This window comes from Peribacillus sp. NPDC060253 (genome assembly GCF_042727425.1).
GTDB lineage: Bacteria > Bacillota > Bacilli > Bacillales > DSM-1321 > Peribacillus.
Window position 1 is genome coordinate 1 of sequence record NZ_JBHXAS010000018.1, and the last position, 17,131, is coordinate 17,131.

The following is a 17,131-nucleotide window of genomic DNA, read 5'->3' on the forward strand; positions in this document are numbered from 1 at the left end:
GCCCCTTATCGGGGTGGGAGACAGTGTCAGGTGGGCAGTTTGACTGGGGCGGTCGCCTCCTAAAGAGTAACGGAGGCGCCCAAAGGTTCCCTCAGAATGGTTGGAAATCATTCGTAGAGTGTAAAGGCACAAGGGAGCTTGACTGCGAGACCTACAAGTCGAGCAGGGACGAAAGTCGGGCTTAGTGATCCGGTGGTTCCGCATGGAAGGGCCATCGCTCAACGGATAAAAGCTACCCCGGGGATAACAGGCTTATCTCCCCCAAGAGTCCACATCGACGGGGAGGTTTGGCACCTCGATGTCGGCTCATCGCATCCTGGGGCTGTAGTCGGTCCCAAGGGTTGGGCTGTTCGCCCATTAAAGCGGTACGCGAGCTGGGTTCAGAACGTCGTGAGACAGTTCGGTCCCTATCCGTCGCGGGCGCAGGAAATTTGAGAGGAGCTGTCCTTAGTACGAGAGGACCGGGATGGACGCACCGCTGGTGTACCAGTTGTCTTGCCAAAGGCATAGCTGGGTAGCTACGTGCGGACGGGATAAGTGCTGAAAGCATCTAAGCATGAAGCCCCCCTCAAGATGAGATTTCCCATGGCGCAAGCTAGTAAGATCCCTGAAAGATGATCAGGTTGATAGGTCAGAGGTGGAAGCGTGGCGACATGTGGAGCTGACTGATACTAATAGATCGAGGACTTAACCAACGCTTTTTGAAAAATGAAATACCTTCTTATTATCTAGTTTTGAAGGAACAACGTTCCTGATATGTTTGGTGACGATAGCGAAGAGGTCACACCCGTTCCCATTCCGAACACGGCAGTTAAGCTCTTCAGCGCCGATGGTAGTTGGGGGTTTCCCCCTGTGAGAGTAGGACGCCGCCAAGCCATTTTAAAGATCAGCCATCCGGCTGGTCTTTTTTTGTGTCTCTTTGGTTTGATATGGGGATTAGTCGAGAATGAAAACTAATAACATTACGAAATAATGGTGAATAAGCATCTTATTCGTCCTAGACACGATAGAATTCGACAAACAGGTGAATTTTGTATGGAGTCACGAATGTTCGATGAACAAAAATATGTGATGTTCATACTTCCCCAAGGGGATGTCTCGGAACCTCAGGAAGCCATCCAACAAGTTTGGAAAGTTATATTTGGACAATGATTTCCGTATATGGGTTATATAAGCAATCAGGAGAAACCGAATGGCCGAAGAAAGTCGAGCTGAAAATGGAATTATGTACCGCAATCATAGAGAACAGAGCAGTGGTTTAGCTTGAAGAGGATTAAATGAATAAGAAGGGGCGGAGGTCGGGATATTGAATAAATGTACAGTGGATGATGATAGGGCCCTTTTTTTGCGGCAGAAGGGGCAGAATTAAGCGTTAATCACGTCTTTTTCTGTGAAGTATATGTATTAGGGACATACAAGGGAATTCGAATGGAAACATCTATTGAAATTGACCTTGCCTTTACTTGTTCTTTTCATTATTCTAGGAAGAATTTATTAATGATTATATCCAAGTTGGGTGCTAAGGGAGAATGCAAACAATATAGAATTTTGGAAGGGATCGGTATTGTGAGTAAAAAGAGTAAGGAAAAGTTTGAAGTTATCGAGGGAGAGACCATCGATGCATGTTTAGATCGAATAAAAGCAGCAGGTTACTTCCCTGTAAGGCGAACGGAAGAGCCCATCTTTGCCGAGAGAATTGAGAATGGTAAAGTCCATTATGTGCCAGTTGATCGGAAAATTGTATTCGAAGCAAAGTTAATTGAGTAAAACACGAACGATTCATTAATATCATGTAAAAATATTCGATTTTAACTTGACATTAAAATAGCCGGAAGGTAAGATGAAGTTACATTAATACATCTCATATAATCATGGGGATATGGCCCAAAAGTTTCTACCTGATGACCGTAAATCATCGGACTATGAGAAAAGCATCTGACTAATTCGGAAACTAGCCAAGTCTTTTTGAGTTTTTTCTTCAAAAGGGCTTTCTTTTCCGGGCAGGTTGCTTTCTCGATGAGAAGCAATCTGTCCGGTTTTTTAATTTAAAATGTAATAGCTAATGATAAGCGTCCAGCTGCATACTCGGGACGCCATAATATGAGTGTTGGAGGGAATGATGATATGAAACCGCAAGTTGGGGTTATTATGGGAAGTGTCTCGGATTGGGAAACGATGAAATACGCTTGTGAATCATTGGAACAGCTTGAGATTCCCTATGAAAAAAGAGTCGTTTCCGCCCACAGGACGCCGGATTTACTATTTGAATATGCAGAGAGTGCAAAAGAGAGAGGCATTAAAGTGATCATCGCCGGGGCAGGCGGGGCGGCCCATCTTCCAGGTATGACAGCGGCCAAAACGATTGTCCCAGTGATTGGCGTGCCGATACAATCGAAGGCATTAAATGGAATGGATTCGTTATTATCGATTGTTCAAATGCCCGGTGGCGTACCGGTTGCGACGGTAGCAATCGGAAAATCGGGAGCAGTGAATGCCGGTTTGTTCGCGGCTCAAATATTAGCAGCTTTCGATTCCGAGATTGCTGATCGATTGGAAGCTTTACGAGACGAAACCAGAGAAAAGGTGTTAAGCAGCAGTGAACAACTTAAATAATACAATCATTTTACCGGGACAGACCATTGGAATTATCGGCGGTGGGCAATTGGGCAGGATGATGGCCTTATCGGCGAAGGCATCGGGATTTAGGATAGCTGTCCTTGAGCCGACGGCAGATGGTCCATGTGCGCAAGTAGCGGATATTGAAATCACTGGAGCTTATGATGATATAGATGCGTTGAAAAGGTTAGCTGAGGTCAGTGACGTCATAACTTATGAGTTTGAAAATATCAGTTCAGAAGCTTTGGATTGGTTAAAACAACATGCATTTCTTCCACAGGGTTCAAAATTATTAAAGCTTACACAGGATCGACTTACTGAAAAAAAAGCCATATCTGATGCAGGAGCTTCGGTTGCTCCATATCAGGAAATACAGGATATTTCAGAAATTCACCTTCATATAGAAAAATTAGGGTACCCTAGTGTGTTAAAAACGACCCGGGGCGGTTATGATGGAAAAGGGCAGTTGGTCATTAAGGAAGAAGCCGATATCAAAAAGGCTGAGACCCTGCTCAAAACAGGTGTATGTGTGCTGGAAGCCTGGATTCCTTTCTTAAAAGAAATCTCCATTATCGTGACGCGTAATGCAAATGGCGAGGTAAGTCATTTTCCGATAGCGGAGAACATTCATATTGAAAACATTCTTCATAAAAGTATTGTTCCCGCCCGTATTAGTAAGCAAGCTGAGCGGAAGGCTATTACTGAGGCTTTACAGCTTGCAGAGAAACTTGATTTGGTGGGGACATTGGCAGTCGAGATGTTTTTAACGGCTCAGGATGAGATCATCATTAATGAATTGGCGCCAAGACCTCATAACTCAGGCCATTATACAATGGAAGCATGTGAGACATCACAGTTTGAACAGCATATAAGGGCTGTCTGCAATTGGCCGCTTGGAAATACGGCGTTATTGAAGCCTGTGGTAATGATTAATATCCTTGGTGAACATGTCGGGCCATTAATGGATGAAATTCCGACGCTTTCAGATTGGAAGGTTCACCTTTACGGTAAGAAAGAAGCCAAGATTAAGCGGAAAATGGGTCATGTGAATATTTTACGTCCAACGATTGAGGAAGCTCTTTTGGAAAGTGATCGAAGCAAAATATGGAATCAACAGGTTGAAACGGAGGAAGTAAAATGATTGAACGTTATACCCGCCCAGAGATGGGGAACATTTGGACAGAAAAGAACCGCTTTAATGCGTGGTTGGAAGTTGAAATCTTAGCTTGTGAGGCATGGTCTGAACTAGGTGTCATTCCAAAAGAAGATGTGAAGCTACTTCGTGAAAATGCTACGTTCGATGTGGAGCGTATCAATGAAATCGAAAAAGATACTCGCCACGATGTTGTTGCGTTTACACGTGCGGTTTCTGAAACGTTAGGTGAAGAACGGAAATGGGTCCATTACGGATTGACCTCTACTGATGTGGTCGATACAGCTCTTTCATATGTGATTAAGCAAGCGAATGATATCCTTGCCAAGGATTTAAATAATTTCGTTGAGATCTTGAAAAATAAAGCGAAAGAACATAAATACACGGTTCAAATGGGACGTACACATGGTGTTCATGCGGAACCGACCACTTTTGGTTTGAAACTGGCACTTTGGTATCAAGAAATGAAACGCAATGTCGAGCGTTTTGAAGAAGCTAGAAAGAACATAGAGGTTGGGAAAATCTCTGGAGCTGTCGGAACTTACGCAAACATTGACCCGTTCGTTGAAAAATTCGTTTGTGAAAAGCTTGGCCTTGAAGCAGCACCAATTTCAACACAAACATTGCAACGCGATCGCCACGCACATTATATGAGCACATTGGCTTTAATTGCGACATCAATCGAAAAGTTCGCGGTGGAAATTCGCGGCTTACAAAAAAGCGAAACACGCGAAGTGGAAGAATTCTTTGCAAAAGGTCAAAAGGGATCTTCGGCAATGCCTCATAAACGGAATCCGATTGGTTCTGAAAATATGACGGGACTGGCTCGAGTAATCCGCGGTTACATGATGACAGCATATGAGAATGTGCCATTATGGCATGAACGTGACATTTCACATTCTTCTGCTGAGCGCATCATCTTGCCGGATGCAACGATCGCTTTAAACTACATGCTGAACCGTTTCAGTAACATAGTGAAGAACTTGACTGTTTATCCAGAAAATATGAAACGCAATATGGACCGTACGCTGGGATTGATTTTCTCACAACGTGTGCTGTTATCCCTTATCGATAAAGGACTTGTCCGTGAAGAAGCTTATGATACGGTTCAGCCGAAAGCGATGGAAGCATGGGAGCAACAGGTTCCATTCAGAAGCCTGATCGAAAAGGATGATAAAATCACAAGCTTGCTTACGAAAGAAGAACTTGATGATTGTTTCGATCCTACACATCACTTGAAAAATGTTGATGTAATCTTTGATCGTTTAGGTTTATAAAATGAAGGCGGCAAACATAGTACCATTAGCCGGTATTATGTTTGCCAAGCCTGACAAATGATAGGAAGATTCATAATATTCACAATGCGGGGGTCTGGACAGATGGAAAAACGAGAATTGTTGTATGAAGGAAAAGCGAAACAGATTTTTGCAACGGACAACAGTGAAATAGTATGGGTGGAATACAAGGATTCGGCAACGGCGTTTAATGGTGAGAAGAAGTCAGAGATTGCCGGAAAAGGTAAGTTGAATAATCAAATTACTAGCTTACTATTTTCAAAGCTTGCCCAAGAAAATATCCCATCTCATTTTATTGAACAGCTTTCGGACCGGGAGCAGCTAGTCAAGAAGGTATCTATCATTCCGCTTGAAGTCGTCGTTAGAAATACGGCTGCCGGCAGTTTCTCTAAAAGGACTGGCATTGAAGAAGGCCAGCCGCTCAAGAAAATGCTGATTGAGTTTTACTATAAAGATGACGAGCTCGGCGATCCTCTGTTAACGGAAGACCATATTGAAGAATTGGAACTTGCAAGCAAGGAAGATGTAGCCATTTTAAAAGAAAAGGCACAAGAAATAGGCAACGTCTTAACTTCCTTCTTTAAAGAGTTGGACATTAAATTGATTGATTTTAAATTAGAGTTCGGTAAAACCTCGAATGGGGAAATTTTACTGGCTGATGAGATTTCACCTGATACCTGCCGATTATGGGATGTAAAAACGAACGAAAAGTTAGACAAAGATGTATTCCGTCGTAATTTAGGCAGTTTAACAGATGCTTACGAAAAAATTCTAGCAAAGTTGGAGGGTACTCAACATGTATAAGGTTAAGGTATATATCACACTACGCGAAAGTGTACTAGATCCACAGGGAGCAGCAGTTCAACAATCACTTCATAGTTTGACTTATAACGAAGTAAGTGATGTTCGAGTGGGGAAATACATTGAACTTACAATTGAAGATACAGACCGTGATTTAGATCAACTTGTGAAAGAAATGTGTGAAAAACTATTGGCCAATACGGTAATTGAATCTTACCGTTATGATGTTGAGGAGGTTATCACCCAATGAAATTTGCTGTCATAGTTTTCCCTGGTTCCAATTGTGATGTCGATATGTACCATGCGATTAAGGATGCACTAGGGGAAGAAGTGGAGTATGTATGGCATTCCACAGACAATCTAGATCAGTATGATGGGATTCTCCTTCCTGGAGGCTTCTCTTATGGAGATTATTTACGCTCTGGAGCAATTGCCCGTTTTTCGAATGTAATGGCCGAAGTCGTAAAAGCGGCACAGGCAGGAAAGCCTGTTCTTGGAGTATGCAATGGTTTTCAGATTTTACTTGAAGCAGGACTTTTACCTGGAGCGATGCGCCGTAATGATGGCTTGAAATTCATTTGCCGTAATGTAGGATTGAAGGTTAAAAATAATCAATCGATGTTTACGACAGGCTATGAATTAGGTGAAACGATTACGATCCCGGTTGCCCATGGTGAAGGGAATTACTATTGTGATAATGAAACATTGGCTGAATTGAAACGAGATAACCGCATCTTGTTCACTTATGATGGTGAAAATCCAAACGGAAGCTTGGAACAAATAGCGGGAATTACAAATGAACAAGGAAATGTCCTCGGAATGATGCCTCATCCCGAACGTGCTGTTGATTCACTGCTTGGCAGTAAAGACGGCTTAAAGATTTTTCAATCCATCGTAAAAAACTGGAGGGAATCACATGTTATTACAGCTTGAACCAAGTCCGGAAAAAATTAAATCGGATCGTTTATATGCAACTATGGGACTATCCGATGAAGAATTTGCAATGGTGGAGAAAATCTTAGGCAGACTGCCGAATTATACGGAAACAGGATTGTTTTCGGTTATGTGGTCAGAGCATTGTTCCTACAAAAATTCAAAACCCATCTTAAGGAAATTCCCGATTACAGGGGAGAAAGTGCTTCAAGGTCCTGGTGAAGGGGCAGGAATCGTTGATATCGGTGACGATCAGGCTGTCGTTTTTAAAATTGAAAGTCATAACCACCCATCGGCAATCGAACCTTATCAAGGTGCCGCTACTGGTGTCGGCGGAATTATCCGTGATGTTTTCTCCATGGGTGCCCGTCCGATTGCGATGTTGAACTCTCTTCGTTTCGGTGAGTTAGATAATGATCGTGTTAAATATTTATTTAAAGAAGTGGTAGCCGGGATTGCAGGATACGGGAATTGTATCGGAATTCCAACTGTCGGCGGTGAAATTCAATTTGATCCATCGTATGAAGGAAATCCTTTAGTCAATGCCATGTGTGTCGGTTTGATCGATCATAAGGACATTAAAAAAGGACAAGCGCATGGAGTGGGCAACACAGTGATGTATGTGGGTGCAAAAACTGGACGTGATGGTATTCATGGTGCAACATTTGCATCTGAAGAGCTATCAGAGTCTTCAGAAGAAAAGCGGCCTGCCGTACAAGTGGGCGATCCATTCATGGAGAAACTGCTTTTGGAAGCATGCCTTGAATTGATTCAAAATGACGCTCTTGTTGGCATTCAGGATATGGGAGCAGCGGGTCTTACAAGCTCATCTGCCGAAATGGCGAGTAAAGCGGGTTCTGGCATTAAAATGAACCTTGATTTGGTACCGCAGCGTGAAACGGGAATGACAGCTTATGAAATGATGCTTTCTGAATCACAGGAGCGGATGTTGATCGTAGTTACTAAAGGACGTGAACAAGAAATCGTTGACTTGTTTACGAAATACGATTTAGAGGCTGTATCTGTTGGGGAAGTAACGGATGATAAAAATCTAACACTTTCTCATCAAGGTGAAATCGTTGCTGAGGTTCCGGTTGATGCGTTGGCTGAAGAAGCTCCGATTTATCACAAGCCATCTGCAGAACCGCAATATTTCCGTGACTTCCAAAGCATGACGGCAGAAGTTCCAGTCATTGGGGATTATAAAGAAACACTAGTGTCACTATTGAAGCAACCGACAATTTCGAGTAAAGAATGGGTCTATGACCAATATGATTACATGGTCCGCACGAATACAGTTGTCTCACCTGGATCGGATGCAGCGGTAGTACGTGTCAGAGGCACGAATAAGGCTCTTGCGATGACGACGGATTGTAACTCCCGTTATATATATTTGGATCCTGAAACAGGAGGTAAAATCGCTGTCGCTGAAGCAGCTCGTAACATTATTTGCTCCGGTGCGGAACCTTTAGCGATTACGGATTGCCTGAATTTCGGGAATCCAGAAAAACCTGAAATATTTTGGCAATTGGAAAAAGCGGCAGACGGTATGAGTGAAGCTTGCAGAAGCTTAAGTACTCCTGTAATTGGAGGAAATGTGTCGCTTTACAATGAAACGAATGGTGAAGCGATTTACCCTACACCTGTAGTTGGGATGGTCGGCCTTGTCAGTGATCTTCAACATATCACTACGCAATCGTTTAAAAATGAATCCGATTTGATTTATGTTGTCGGCGAAGCAAAGGTGGAATTTGGCGGCAGTGAATTACAAAAAATGCTCGAAGGAAAAATCTTTGGACGTGCACCAGAACTTGATTTGGCCGTTGAACAAAAACGTCAGCAGCAAATCCTTTCTGCGATCCAAACTGGACTTGTAGCATCAGCCCATGATCTTTCGGAAGGCGGTTTGGCAGTCGCTTTAGCAGAGTCTTTATTCGGGGCAAACAAGCTTGGGGCAAAAGTGAATATATCCGGCGAAGCGGTATCCGAACTATTCAGTGAAACGCAATCACGATTCCTGCTATCCATCAATCCTGATAATCAAGCAGCATTTGAAGCACTTGTTGAAGATGCGGTATGCATAGGCTCGGTAACTGAGGATAATAAATTGGTCGTGACGGCAGATAATGATGGCAAAGTATTGGAAGCGACAGTCGAAGAGTTACAAACAGCTTGGAAGGGAGCTATACCATGCTTGCTGAAATAAGAAGTCTAAACGAAGAGTGTGGCGTAGTTGGAGTCTGGGGACATCCCGATGCAGCACAGCTTGCTTATTACGGTTTGCATAGCTTACAACATCGTGGTCAAGAAGGAGCGGGCATCGTCGTGACAGACGGTGAGCAAATGTCCATCTCTAAGGGTGAAGGTCTTGTTACAGAGATATTCACGGCTGAAAAAATGCAGGCTCTTTCCGGTACTGGAAGAGCTGCAATCGGCCATGTACGTTATACAACGGCAGGCGGCGGCGGGTATCAAAATGTACAGCCTTTCTTGTTCAATTCACATACAGGAGGGCTTGCCCTTGCCCATAATGGGAATATCGTCAATGCCCATCAGTTAAAAGCACAGCTTGAAGGACAAGGAAGCATTTTTCAAACGACTTCTGATACCGAAGTTCTGGCCCATCTGATTAAACGGTCCGGCTACTCAGATGTCAGAGATTCCGTGAAAAACAGTTTAAGCATGCTTAAGGGAGCTTACGCATTTGTTATCATGACAGAAAACCAAATGATCATGGCGAGAGATCCGCATGGTTTCCGTCCGCTTTCCTTGGGGAAAATAGGCGATGCATATTTCGCTGCATCCGAAACATGTGCACTTGATATTGTAGGTGCAGAATTCATTCGCGATATAGAGCCGGGTGAACTCGTTGTCATTAATGATGAGGGAATCACATCCGAATACTTTTCACTTTCAAGTCAACAGGCGATGTGCACGATGGAATATGTGTATTTTTCCCGTCCGGATAGCAACATTGATGGGATCAATGTTCATACTGCACGAAAGAACCTTGGCAAGCAAATGGCGCTGGAAGCTAAAATTGAAGCTGATGTCGTTACAGGCGTACCTGATTCCAGCATTTCAGCAGCGATAGGCTATGCTGAAGCGGCAGGCATTCCCTATGAAATGGGCCTAATTAAAAATCGTTATGTTGGACGGACATTCATTCAGCCATCACAGAGTCTTCGTGAACAAGGCGTGAAGATGAAACTTTCACCTGTAAGAGGTGTCGTAGAAGGTAAGCGGGTCATAATGGTTGATGATTCAATCGTCCGCGGGACAACGAGCAGAAGGATTGTCCGCATGTTAAAAGATGCAGGAGCTAAAGAAGTGCATGTTGTAATCAGCTCACCACCGATCAAGAATCCTTGTTTTTATGGCATAGACACGTCCAAAAAAGAAGAATTGATCGCAAGCTCAAAATCGGTGGAGGAAATAAGAGAAATCATTGGTGCTGATTCCTTAACTTTCCTAAGTGTCGAAGGTATGGTCGAAGCGATTGGCCGCCCGTTTCCTGGAGAAACGCGCGGGTCATGTCTAGCTTGTTTCACCGGAAATTATCCGACTGAAATTTTTGAATACGAACGAGAAAAAACAAAATGTTAATCATGTCGGAATTGAAGATTGATTTTCGGAGGGGGATTTCAAATGGCTAATGCATATAAACAGGCTGGTGTTGATATTGAGGCTGGTTATGAAGCGGTAAATCGGATGAAAAAACATGTGAAGCGGACATTTCGTCCAGAAGTAATGAATGGTCTGGGCGGTTTCGGGGGCATGTTTGATTTGTCTTCCTTGAACCTTAAAGAACCTGTGCTCATTTCAGGTACGGATGGAGTGGGTACGAAACTTTTGTTGGCGTTCATGATGGATAAGCACGATACAATTGGAGTGGATTGTGTAGCTATGTGCGTCAACGATGTTGTCGTTCAAGGTGCTGCACCTTTATACTTTTTAGATTATATTGCTTGCGGTAAAGCGGATCCAGAACGAATCGAAATGATTGTCAAAGGAATTGCAGATGGGTGTGAGCAGGCGGGTTGTGCATTAATCGGTGGAGAAACGGCGGAAATGCCAGGCATGTACGACACGGAAGAATACGATGTGGCAGGCTTCACTGTAGGTGCAGTTGAAAAATCACGTCTAATTACTGGTGAGGCAATCTCTGCTGGTGATGTTGTGATTGGACTTGCTTCAAGCGGCATCCACAGTAATGGATATTCTCTCGTTCGTAAAATTCTTCTTGAAGATTCAGGTATGGACCTTCATGAATTCGTACCGGAATTGGACTGCAAGTTAGGCGAGGAATTATTAAAACCGACAAAAATCTATGTGAAATCGATCTTATCTACATTGGAAAAATTTGAAATTAAGGGCCTTGCCCATATTACTGGTGGCGGGTTCATCGAAAATATCCCGCGTATTCTACCTGAAGGAGCCGGTGTGGAAATCGAGCTTGGAAGCTGGGGAATTCCGCCAATATTCTCATTCCTTGAAGAAAAAGGAAACCTTGTAAAAGAGGAAATGTTCAATATTTTCAATATGGGAATCGGAATGACGGCTGTCGTGAAAAAAGAAGAAGCATCAGCTGTGCTAGCCCATCTAAAGTCTTGCGGTGAAGAAGCATCGGTTATTGGAACGATTGTGGATGGAAATGGAGTGTCGTTTAAATAATGAAGCGCCTCGCTGTCTTCGCGTCAGGTAACGGTAGTAATTTCCAATCAATTACTGATGCAATTAAAAGTGGAACGTTGGAGGCTGAAATCTGTCTTGTCGTTTGCGATCGTGAAGATGCTTATGTACTTGAGAGAGCTAAGCTTGAGAATATCAATCTTTTCTCCTTTTCACCGAAGAATTACGCTAACAAGGCTGAGTTTGAAACGGAAATCCTGGAGAAACTTCGCCAACACGATGTAGATTTTATCATTCTGGCTGGATATATGCGTTTGATTGGTCCAACATTATTACAAAAGTACTCACAGAGGATTTTAAACATTCATCCTTCACTTCTGCCTAGCTTTCCAGGCAAGGATGCAATCGGCCAGGCTTTTGACGCCGGAGTGAAGGAAACAGGGGTCACGGTTCATTATGTTGATGATGGAATGGATACAGGACCGATCATTGCCCAAAAAACAGTGCCAATTCTTGATGGGGATACGAAAGATATTCTTCAAAAAAGGATTCAGGAAACGGAGCATGACATGTATCCGTCAGTTTTGCAGCAGCTATGCCAAAAGAAACTTACTTAATGGAGGGACCCACAACACATGAAGAAACGTGCTTTAATAAGTGTATCGGATAAAACAGGTATCGTAGAATTTGCTCAAGGACTAATTGAGACAGGTTTTGAAATTATTTCAACAGGCGGTACGAAAAAAACGCTGCAGGATAATGGCGTTGATGTGATCGGAATCAGTGATGTCACCGGTTTCCCGGAAATCTTGGATGGTCGCGTTAAAACGCTTCACCCGAATGTCCATGGGGCAGTGCTGGCAAAACATGATGACAAGGACCACGCAGCACAGCTTGCAGAGCATAATATTGAACCGATTCAACTTGTCTGTGTAAACCTATATCCATTCCAAGCGACTATTTCCAAACCGGAAGTCACTGTGGAGGATGCCATTGAAAACATCGATATCGGTGGACCGACAATGCTTCGTTCTTCTGCTAAAAACCATGAATATGTGACCGTTATCGTTGATTCCAATGATTACCCTACCGTATTGGCTGAGCTGAAAGAAAACGGCGGCGTATCAAAAACCACGAATCGCCGTCTGGCTGCAAAAGTCTTCCGCCATACAGCAGCATATGACGCTGTTATTTCGGAGTATATGACAGAGCTTGCCGATGAAGAAAATCCTGAATCATTGACTGTTACCTATGAATTGAAACAGTCGCTTCGTTATGGGGAAAATCCGCATCAAAAAGCAGCATTCTATAAAAAACCGCTTGGTTCCGTTTTTTCAATTGCTGAAGCGAAGCAATTACATGGAAAAGAGCTTTCATACAACAACATTAATGATGCTGATGCAGCACTTCAAATTGTTAAGGAATTCAATGAGCCGGCCGCTGTTGCAGTCAAGCATATGAATCCTTGCGGCGTAGGTGTCGGAGAGACCATTTTAGAAGCATATGAAAAAGCTTATGAAGCAGATTCCACTTCCATTTTCGGTGGAATCATTGCTTTGAATCGTGAAGTCGATAAAGCGACTGCGGAAAAACTACATGAAATTTTCCTTGAAATCATCATTGCGCCTGGATTTACGGATGAGGCAGTGGAAGTATTAACAAGCAAGAAAAACCTTCGTTTATTAACGATCGATTTCGATGCGGTTAAAAAGCCTGAGCGTAAATTAACTTCCATTGAAGGCGGATTACTTATTCAAGATCGCGATGCACATAGCTTAAAGGATGCAGAAGTAAAGGTGGCAACGAAACGTGAGCCTACCCCTGAAGAGTGGAAAGCCTTGGAACTTGGCTGGAAAATCGTGAAGCATGTAAAGTCGAATGCAATAGTGGTAAGTAACAGCCAAATGACATTAGGTGTTGGCGCAGGCCAAATGAACCGTGTAGGAGCGGCAAAAATTGCTCTTGAACAAGCTGAGGAAAGAGCAGCAGGCAGTGCATTGGCGTCGGATGCTTTCTTCCCAATGGATGATACAGTTGAGGTCGCAGCGAAAGCGGGCGTCACGGCAATCATTCAGCCTGGTGGCTCTGTTAAAGATCAAGATTCAATCAAGAAAGCTGATGAATATGGGATTGCGATGGTATTTACAGGAATTCGTCACTTTAAACATTAATCAAAAATGAGGTGCGATAATGAATGTTTTAGTAATTGGCCGGGGTGGCAGGGAGCATGCTATAGCCCGCAAACTATTTGAAAGTAAACGGGTTGGGAAGGTTTTTGTAGCACCAGGAAATCCAGGCATGGCTGATGTAGCGACCCTTGTTCCAATTGAAGAAAACAATCATGAGGAATTGGTTGCCTTCGCTAAGAAAAATGCCATTTCATTGACGGTGATTGGGCCTGAAACGCCATTATTGAACGGACTTGCTGATGACTTTACGGAGGCAGGCTTACAGGTATTCGGACCAAATGGCCGTGCCGCAGTCATCGAGGGAAGTAAATCCTTTGCAAAAGATTTAATGAAAAACTACAGCATACCGACTGCCGAATATGAAACGTTTTCTGATTATGATTCAGCAAAGGCATATATTGAAAAAATGGGTGCCCCTATCGTCATAAAAGCGGATGGCTTGGCTGCGGGGAAAGGTGTAGTTGTTGCGATGACAATGGAAGAGGCGCTAGACGCCATCCATGATATGCTCGTCGGAGCAAAGTTCGGGGAAGCTTCTGCCAAAGTCGTCATTGAGGAATTTCTTGATGGAGAGGAATTTTCTTTGATGGCATTCGTGAACGGGGAAAAAGTGTATCCGATGGTCATTGCCCAAGATCACAAGCGGGTTTTTGATGGAGATAAAGGTCCGAACACAGGTGGAATGGGTGCTTATTCACCGGTGCCGCAAATTTCCGATGAAATGGTTCAGACTGCAGTGGAAACCATTCTTCAGCCCACGGTGAATGCAATGATTTCAGAAAACAGGAGTTTTACAGGTATATTATATGCCGGGTTAATCGCTACTGAAAAAGGCACAAAAGTCATTGAGTTCAATGCTCGTTTTGGAGACCCGGAAACGCAGGTTGTTTTACCGCGCCTAAAAACGGATTTCGTTGATACACTTGAAGCGGTCCTTTCTGGGGAGGATTTACAGCTGGAATGGCATGATGAAGCAGTTCTTGGAGTGGTCGTGGCAGCTGAAGGATATCCTGGGGATTATAAAAAGAATTCAATCATTAAAGGTTTGGACAAGATTGAATCGGATGCCCATATTTATCATGCTGGAACAGCTCTCAATAGTGAAGGGGACTTTATCTCGAGCGGCGGACGTGTTCTTTTGGTTGCTGCAAAAGGGAAAGATTTAGCCTCTGCCCAAGCTAAAGTATATAAAGAGTTGGGGCATGTTGAGAAAGACGGCTTATTCTGGCGAATGGATATTGGCTACCGTGCAATACAATAAAATTTTCCTGATAATATGAAAGAAGCTGACTCCAATCGGAGTCAGCTTCTTCTTTAGAAAAAAACTTAATAGGAATCAGAAGGATTGGAGTCATATTCCTGGTTTTGCTCTTTCTTCATAAAGGTCTGCCCATTCTCCATAGCATCCACGATTGGACAATAGCGGAGAATGCCCTCGCCTATTTTCATGGCAGAAATCATGACGACGACTAGATAAGATTGGTTTTTCCATGGTTTTTTAACCATCTTGGCCATGGCCCATGTTAGAAAGGTAAAGCCACATGTAATTCGCATTAAGGCATTGATTATACTGATATTTTGTTTAAACTTCATTTAAAGTACATCCCTTCACAAAAATTTAACAATATTCTGGGTAACATTACTGTTCTATTGAGGCAAGTATGTTACTATGAAATAAAATTGGATTGAAAATGGTTTTTTTAAAACTTTGTTTCTAAAAAATTATGGGGGAATGTTTTATGCTTGAACAGCGCTATAGATGGAAAAATAAACATCTAAGAGAACATATAGATGTGCTGGATGGCAATAGGGCACCACACATTCTGCTTAAAAATACGACTTATTTAAATCAGGCTTTGCGAAAATGGGTGAAAGCGAATATATGGATATATGATGATCGCATCATCTATGTTGGCGAAAACCTTCCTGATAACATAGACAGCTGTGAAATTGTTGACTGCACAAACCAGTACTTGGTCCCGGGTTATATTGAGCCGCATTCACATCCTTCTCAATTATATAATCCCCTTTCTTTTTCACGTTATGCATCTCATTTTGGCACAACGACATTGATTAATGATAACTTGCCGTTTCTTTTGCAGTTAGATAAAAAGAAAGCGTTTTCTCTTTTGAAAGAATTACGTAACATTCCTGTTACAATGTACTGGTGGAGCCGTTTTGACGGCCAAACTGAATTGATCGATGAAGATGTGGTATTTTCCCATGGGGCCGTTAAATCCTGGCTGGAGCATGATGCCGTTTTACAGGGCGGGGAACTGACCGGCTGGCCTAAGCTTCTCGATGGGGATGACATGATGCTGCATTGGATTCAGGAAGCCAAGCGGATGAGGAAAAAAATAGAGGGACACTTTCCAGGTGCTTCAGAGAAGACTTTGGCAAAAATGACCCTGTTCGGCGCCGACTGTGATCATGAGGCAATGACAGGTGATGAAGTCATGTCCCGATTGCTGCAGGGCTATTATGTGTCGCTACGGCATTCTTCGATCCGGCCGGATCTTCCTAAGATGATATCTGAAATCCATGAACTCGGCATTGATCATTACGACAAATTCTTTTATACCACAGATGGATCGCCGCCTTCTTTTTATGAAGATGGATTCATAGACTGTTTAATAAAGATTGCAATAGAGCATGGCGTTCCGGTCATAGATGCTTACAATATGGCAACTATCAACATCGCACGATATTATAATATTGAATACCTTCATGGCAATATTGCTACTGGAAGGGTGGCGAACATCAACTTCCTAACCGATGTAAAGGAACCTGCACCGGTTTCGGTAATGGCAAAAGGGAAATGGGTGAAAAGGGATGGTGAAATCATTTCCGATTCACAGGAAATCGAATGGAGTGATTTTGATTTTAAACCACTTGATATTGATTGGGATCTTAGTTTAAAGGAAGATTTTGAATTCTCGATGCCGTTTGGAATTGAATTGGTCAATAACGTAATTACGAAGCCGTACTCCCTTGCCAATGATGTTGGTCATGAAGAGTTGAACTTTGAGGATGATGAGTGCTTTTTCATGCTCATTGATCGGGAAGGGAAATGGCGCATCAATACGATATTAAAGGGATTTGCAAATAAACTTTGTGGCTTTGCTGGCTCTTATACGAATACCGGAGACATCATACTGATCGGTAAACGGAAAAAGGATATGCATTTGGCATTTAACCGGTTGAAGGAAATTGGCGGTGGCATCATTTTAACCGAACACGGTAAGGTGATCCATGAACTTCCTCTAAAATTAAAAGGAGTCATGTCCACCAAGGAAGTACCTGAACTGATCGAAGAAGAGAATGAGTTGAAAAATTTGCTGCGTGAAAGGGGCTATCGCTTCGACGACCCTGTGTACACCATCTCGTTCTTTTCGACGACCCATCTGCCTTATATAAGGCTAACTCAGCGAGGAGTATATGATGTCATGAATAAAACTATACTCTTTCCTACTATAATGCGTTAAAATATAAGAGAAGAAATAGCTAATAAA

General features: G+C 43.0%; 15 protein-coding genes, 2 rRNA genes and 1 riboswitch. Of the genes, 16 read left to right on the forward strand and 1 reads right to left on the reverse strand.

Features of this window, described 5'->3' with window-relative positions; all coding sequences use genetic code 11:
• The 15 genes from ACFWE9_RS07030 to purD all read left to right on the forward strand — a co-directional run.
• Window positions 1-695, forward strand: a 23S ribosomal RNA gene (locus ACFWE9_RS07030); the annotation flags it as partial.
• Window positions 696-759: 64 nt separating this feature from the next.
• Window positions 760-875 (forward strand): 5S ribosomal RNA (gene rrf / locus ACFWE9_RS07035).
• 622 nt (window positions 876-1,497) lie between these two features.
• Window positions 1,498-1,767: an NETI motif-containing protein gene (locus ACFWE9_RS07040; protein ID WP_377356190.1), complete on the forward strand. Its 270-nt coding sequence runs from the start codon at window positions 1,498-1,500 to the stop codon at window positions 1,765-1,767.
• Between the two features lie 74 nt (window positions 1,768-1,841).
• Window positions 1,842-1,943, forward strand: a riboswitch (purine riboswitch).
• Between the two features lie 181 nt (window positions 1,944-2,124).
• Complete coding sequence (purE, locus tag ACFWE9_RS07045; protein ID WP_230160967.1) at window positions 2,125-2,613, forward strand: 5-(carboxyamino)imidazole ribonucleotide mutase; 489 nt, start codon at window positions 2,125-2,127, stop codon at window positions 2,611-2,613.
• Complete coding sequence (purK, locus tag ACFWE9_RS07050; protein WP_377356192.1) at window positions 2,597-3,757, forward strand: 5-(carboxyamino)imidazole ribonucleotide synthase; 1,161 nt, start codon at window positions 2,597-2,599, stop codon at window positions 3,755-3,757. The genes purE and purK overlap by 17 nt, the downstream gene beginning before the upstream one ends.
• On the forward strand, window positions 3,754-5,046 hold the full coding sequence (purB, locus tag ACFWE9_RS07055) for an adenylosuccinate lyase (RefSeq protein WP_230160796.1): 1,293 nt from the start codon (window positions 3,754-3,756) through the stop codon (window positions 5,044-5,046). The genes purK and purB overlap by 4 nt, the downstream gene beginning before the upstream one ends.
• A 102-nt stretch (window positions 5,047-5,148) precedes the next feature.
• A complete protein-coding gene (purC, locus tag ACFWE9_RS07060) occupies window positions 5,149-5,868 on the forward strand; it encodes a phosphoribosylaminoimidazolesuccinocarboxamide synthase (protein ID WP_377356194.1) in 720 nt (239 codons plus the stop codon).
• On the forward strand, window positions 5,861-6,115 hold the full coding sequence (gene purS, locus ACFWE9_RS07065; protein WP_098177030.1) for a phosphoribosylformylglycinamidine synthase subunit PurS: 255 nt from the start codon (window positions 5,861-5,863) through the stop codon (window positions 6,113-6,115). The genes purC and purS overlap by 8 nt, the downstream gene beginning before the upstream one ends.
• The gene (purQ, locus tag ACFWE9_RS07070) at window positions 6,112-6,798 is read left to right on the forward strand and encodes a phosphoribosylformylglycinamidine synthase subunit PurQ (RefSeq protein ID WP_230160800.1); all 687 of its coding nucleotides are present in this window, start codon (window positions 6,112-6,114) and stop codon (window positions 6,796-6,798) included. Before purS ends, purQ begins: the two co-directional genes overlap by 4 nt.
• A complete protein-coding gene (gene purL / locus ACFWE9_RS07075) occupies window positions 6,782-9,004 on the forward strand; it encodes a phosphoribosylformylglycinamidine synthase subunit PurL (protein ID WP_377356197.1) in 2,223 nt (740 codons plus the stop codon). Before purQ ends, purL begins: the two co-directional genes overlap by 17 nt.
• The gene (purF, locus tag ACFWE9_RS07080) at window positions 8,989-10,404 is read left to right on the forward strand and encodes an amidophosphoribosyltransferase (RefSeq protein ID WP_230160803.1); all 1,416 of its coding nucleotides are present in this window, start codon (window positions 8,989-8,991) and stop codon (window positions 10,402-10,404) included. Before purL ends, purF begins: the two co-directional genes overlap by 16 nt.
• Before the next feature lie 42 nt (window positions 10,405-10,446).
• Complete coding sequence (gene purM, locus ACFWE9_RS07085; RefSeq protein WP_377356199.1) at window positions 10,447-11,472, forward strand: phosphoribosylformylglycinamidine cyclo-ligase; 1,026 nt, start codon at window positions 10,447-10,449, stop codon at window positions 11,470-11,472.
• Entirely contained in the window at window positions 11,472-12,047 is a 576-nt protein-coding gene (gene purN / locus ACFWE9_RS07090; protein ID WP_377356201.1) for a phosphoribosylglycinamide formyltransferase, read from the forward strand. The genes purM and purN overlap by 1 nt, the downstream gene beginning before the upstream one ends.
• 18 nt (window positions 12,048-12,065) lie before the next feature.
• A complete protein-coding gene (gene purH, locus ACFWE9_RS07095) occupies window positions 12,066-13,601 on the forward strand; it encodes a bifunctional phosphoribosylaminoimidazolecarboxamide formyltransferase/IMP cyclohydrolase (protein WP_377356203.1) in 1,536 nt (511 codons plus the stop codon).
• A 19-nt stretch (window positions 13,602-13,620) separates the two neighbouring features.
• Window positions 13,621-14,880, forward strand: coding sequence for a phosphoribosylamine--glycine ligase (gene purD, locus ACFWE9_RS07100; protein WP_230160811.1), 1,260 nt, complete (start codon window positions 13,621-13,623; stop codon window positions 14,878-14,880).
• Between the two features lie 65 nt (window positions 14,881-14,945).
• Here purD and ACFWE9_RS07105 read toward each other — a convergent pair whose 3' ends face one another.
• Window positions 14,946-15,212 carry a YgaP-like transmembrane domain gene (locus ACFWE9_RS07105; RefSeq protein WP_377356205.1) on the reverse strand — a complete coding sequence of 89 codons (267 nt, stop codon included), beginning with the start codon at window positions 15,210-15,212 and terminating at the stop codon, window positions 14,946-14,948.
• A gap of 146 nt (window positions 15,213-15,358) precedes the next feature.
• Here ACFWE9_RS07105 and ACFWE9_RS07110 point away from each other — a divergent pair, with 146 nt between their 5' ends.
• On the forward strand, window positions 15,359-17,104 hold the full coding sequence (locus tag ACFWE9_RS07110) for an adenine deaminase C-terminal domain-containing protein (RefSeq protein WP_230160815.1): 1,746 nt from the start codon (window positions 15,359-15,361) through the stop codon (window positions 17,102-17,104).
• Window positions 17,105-17,131: the final 27 nt, after the last annotated feature.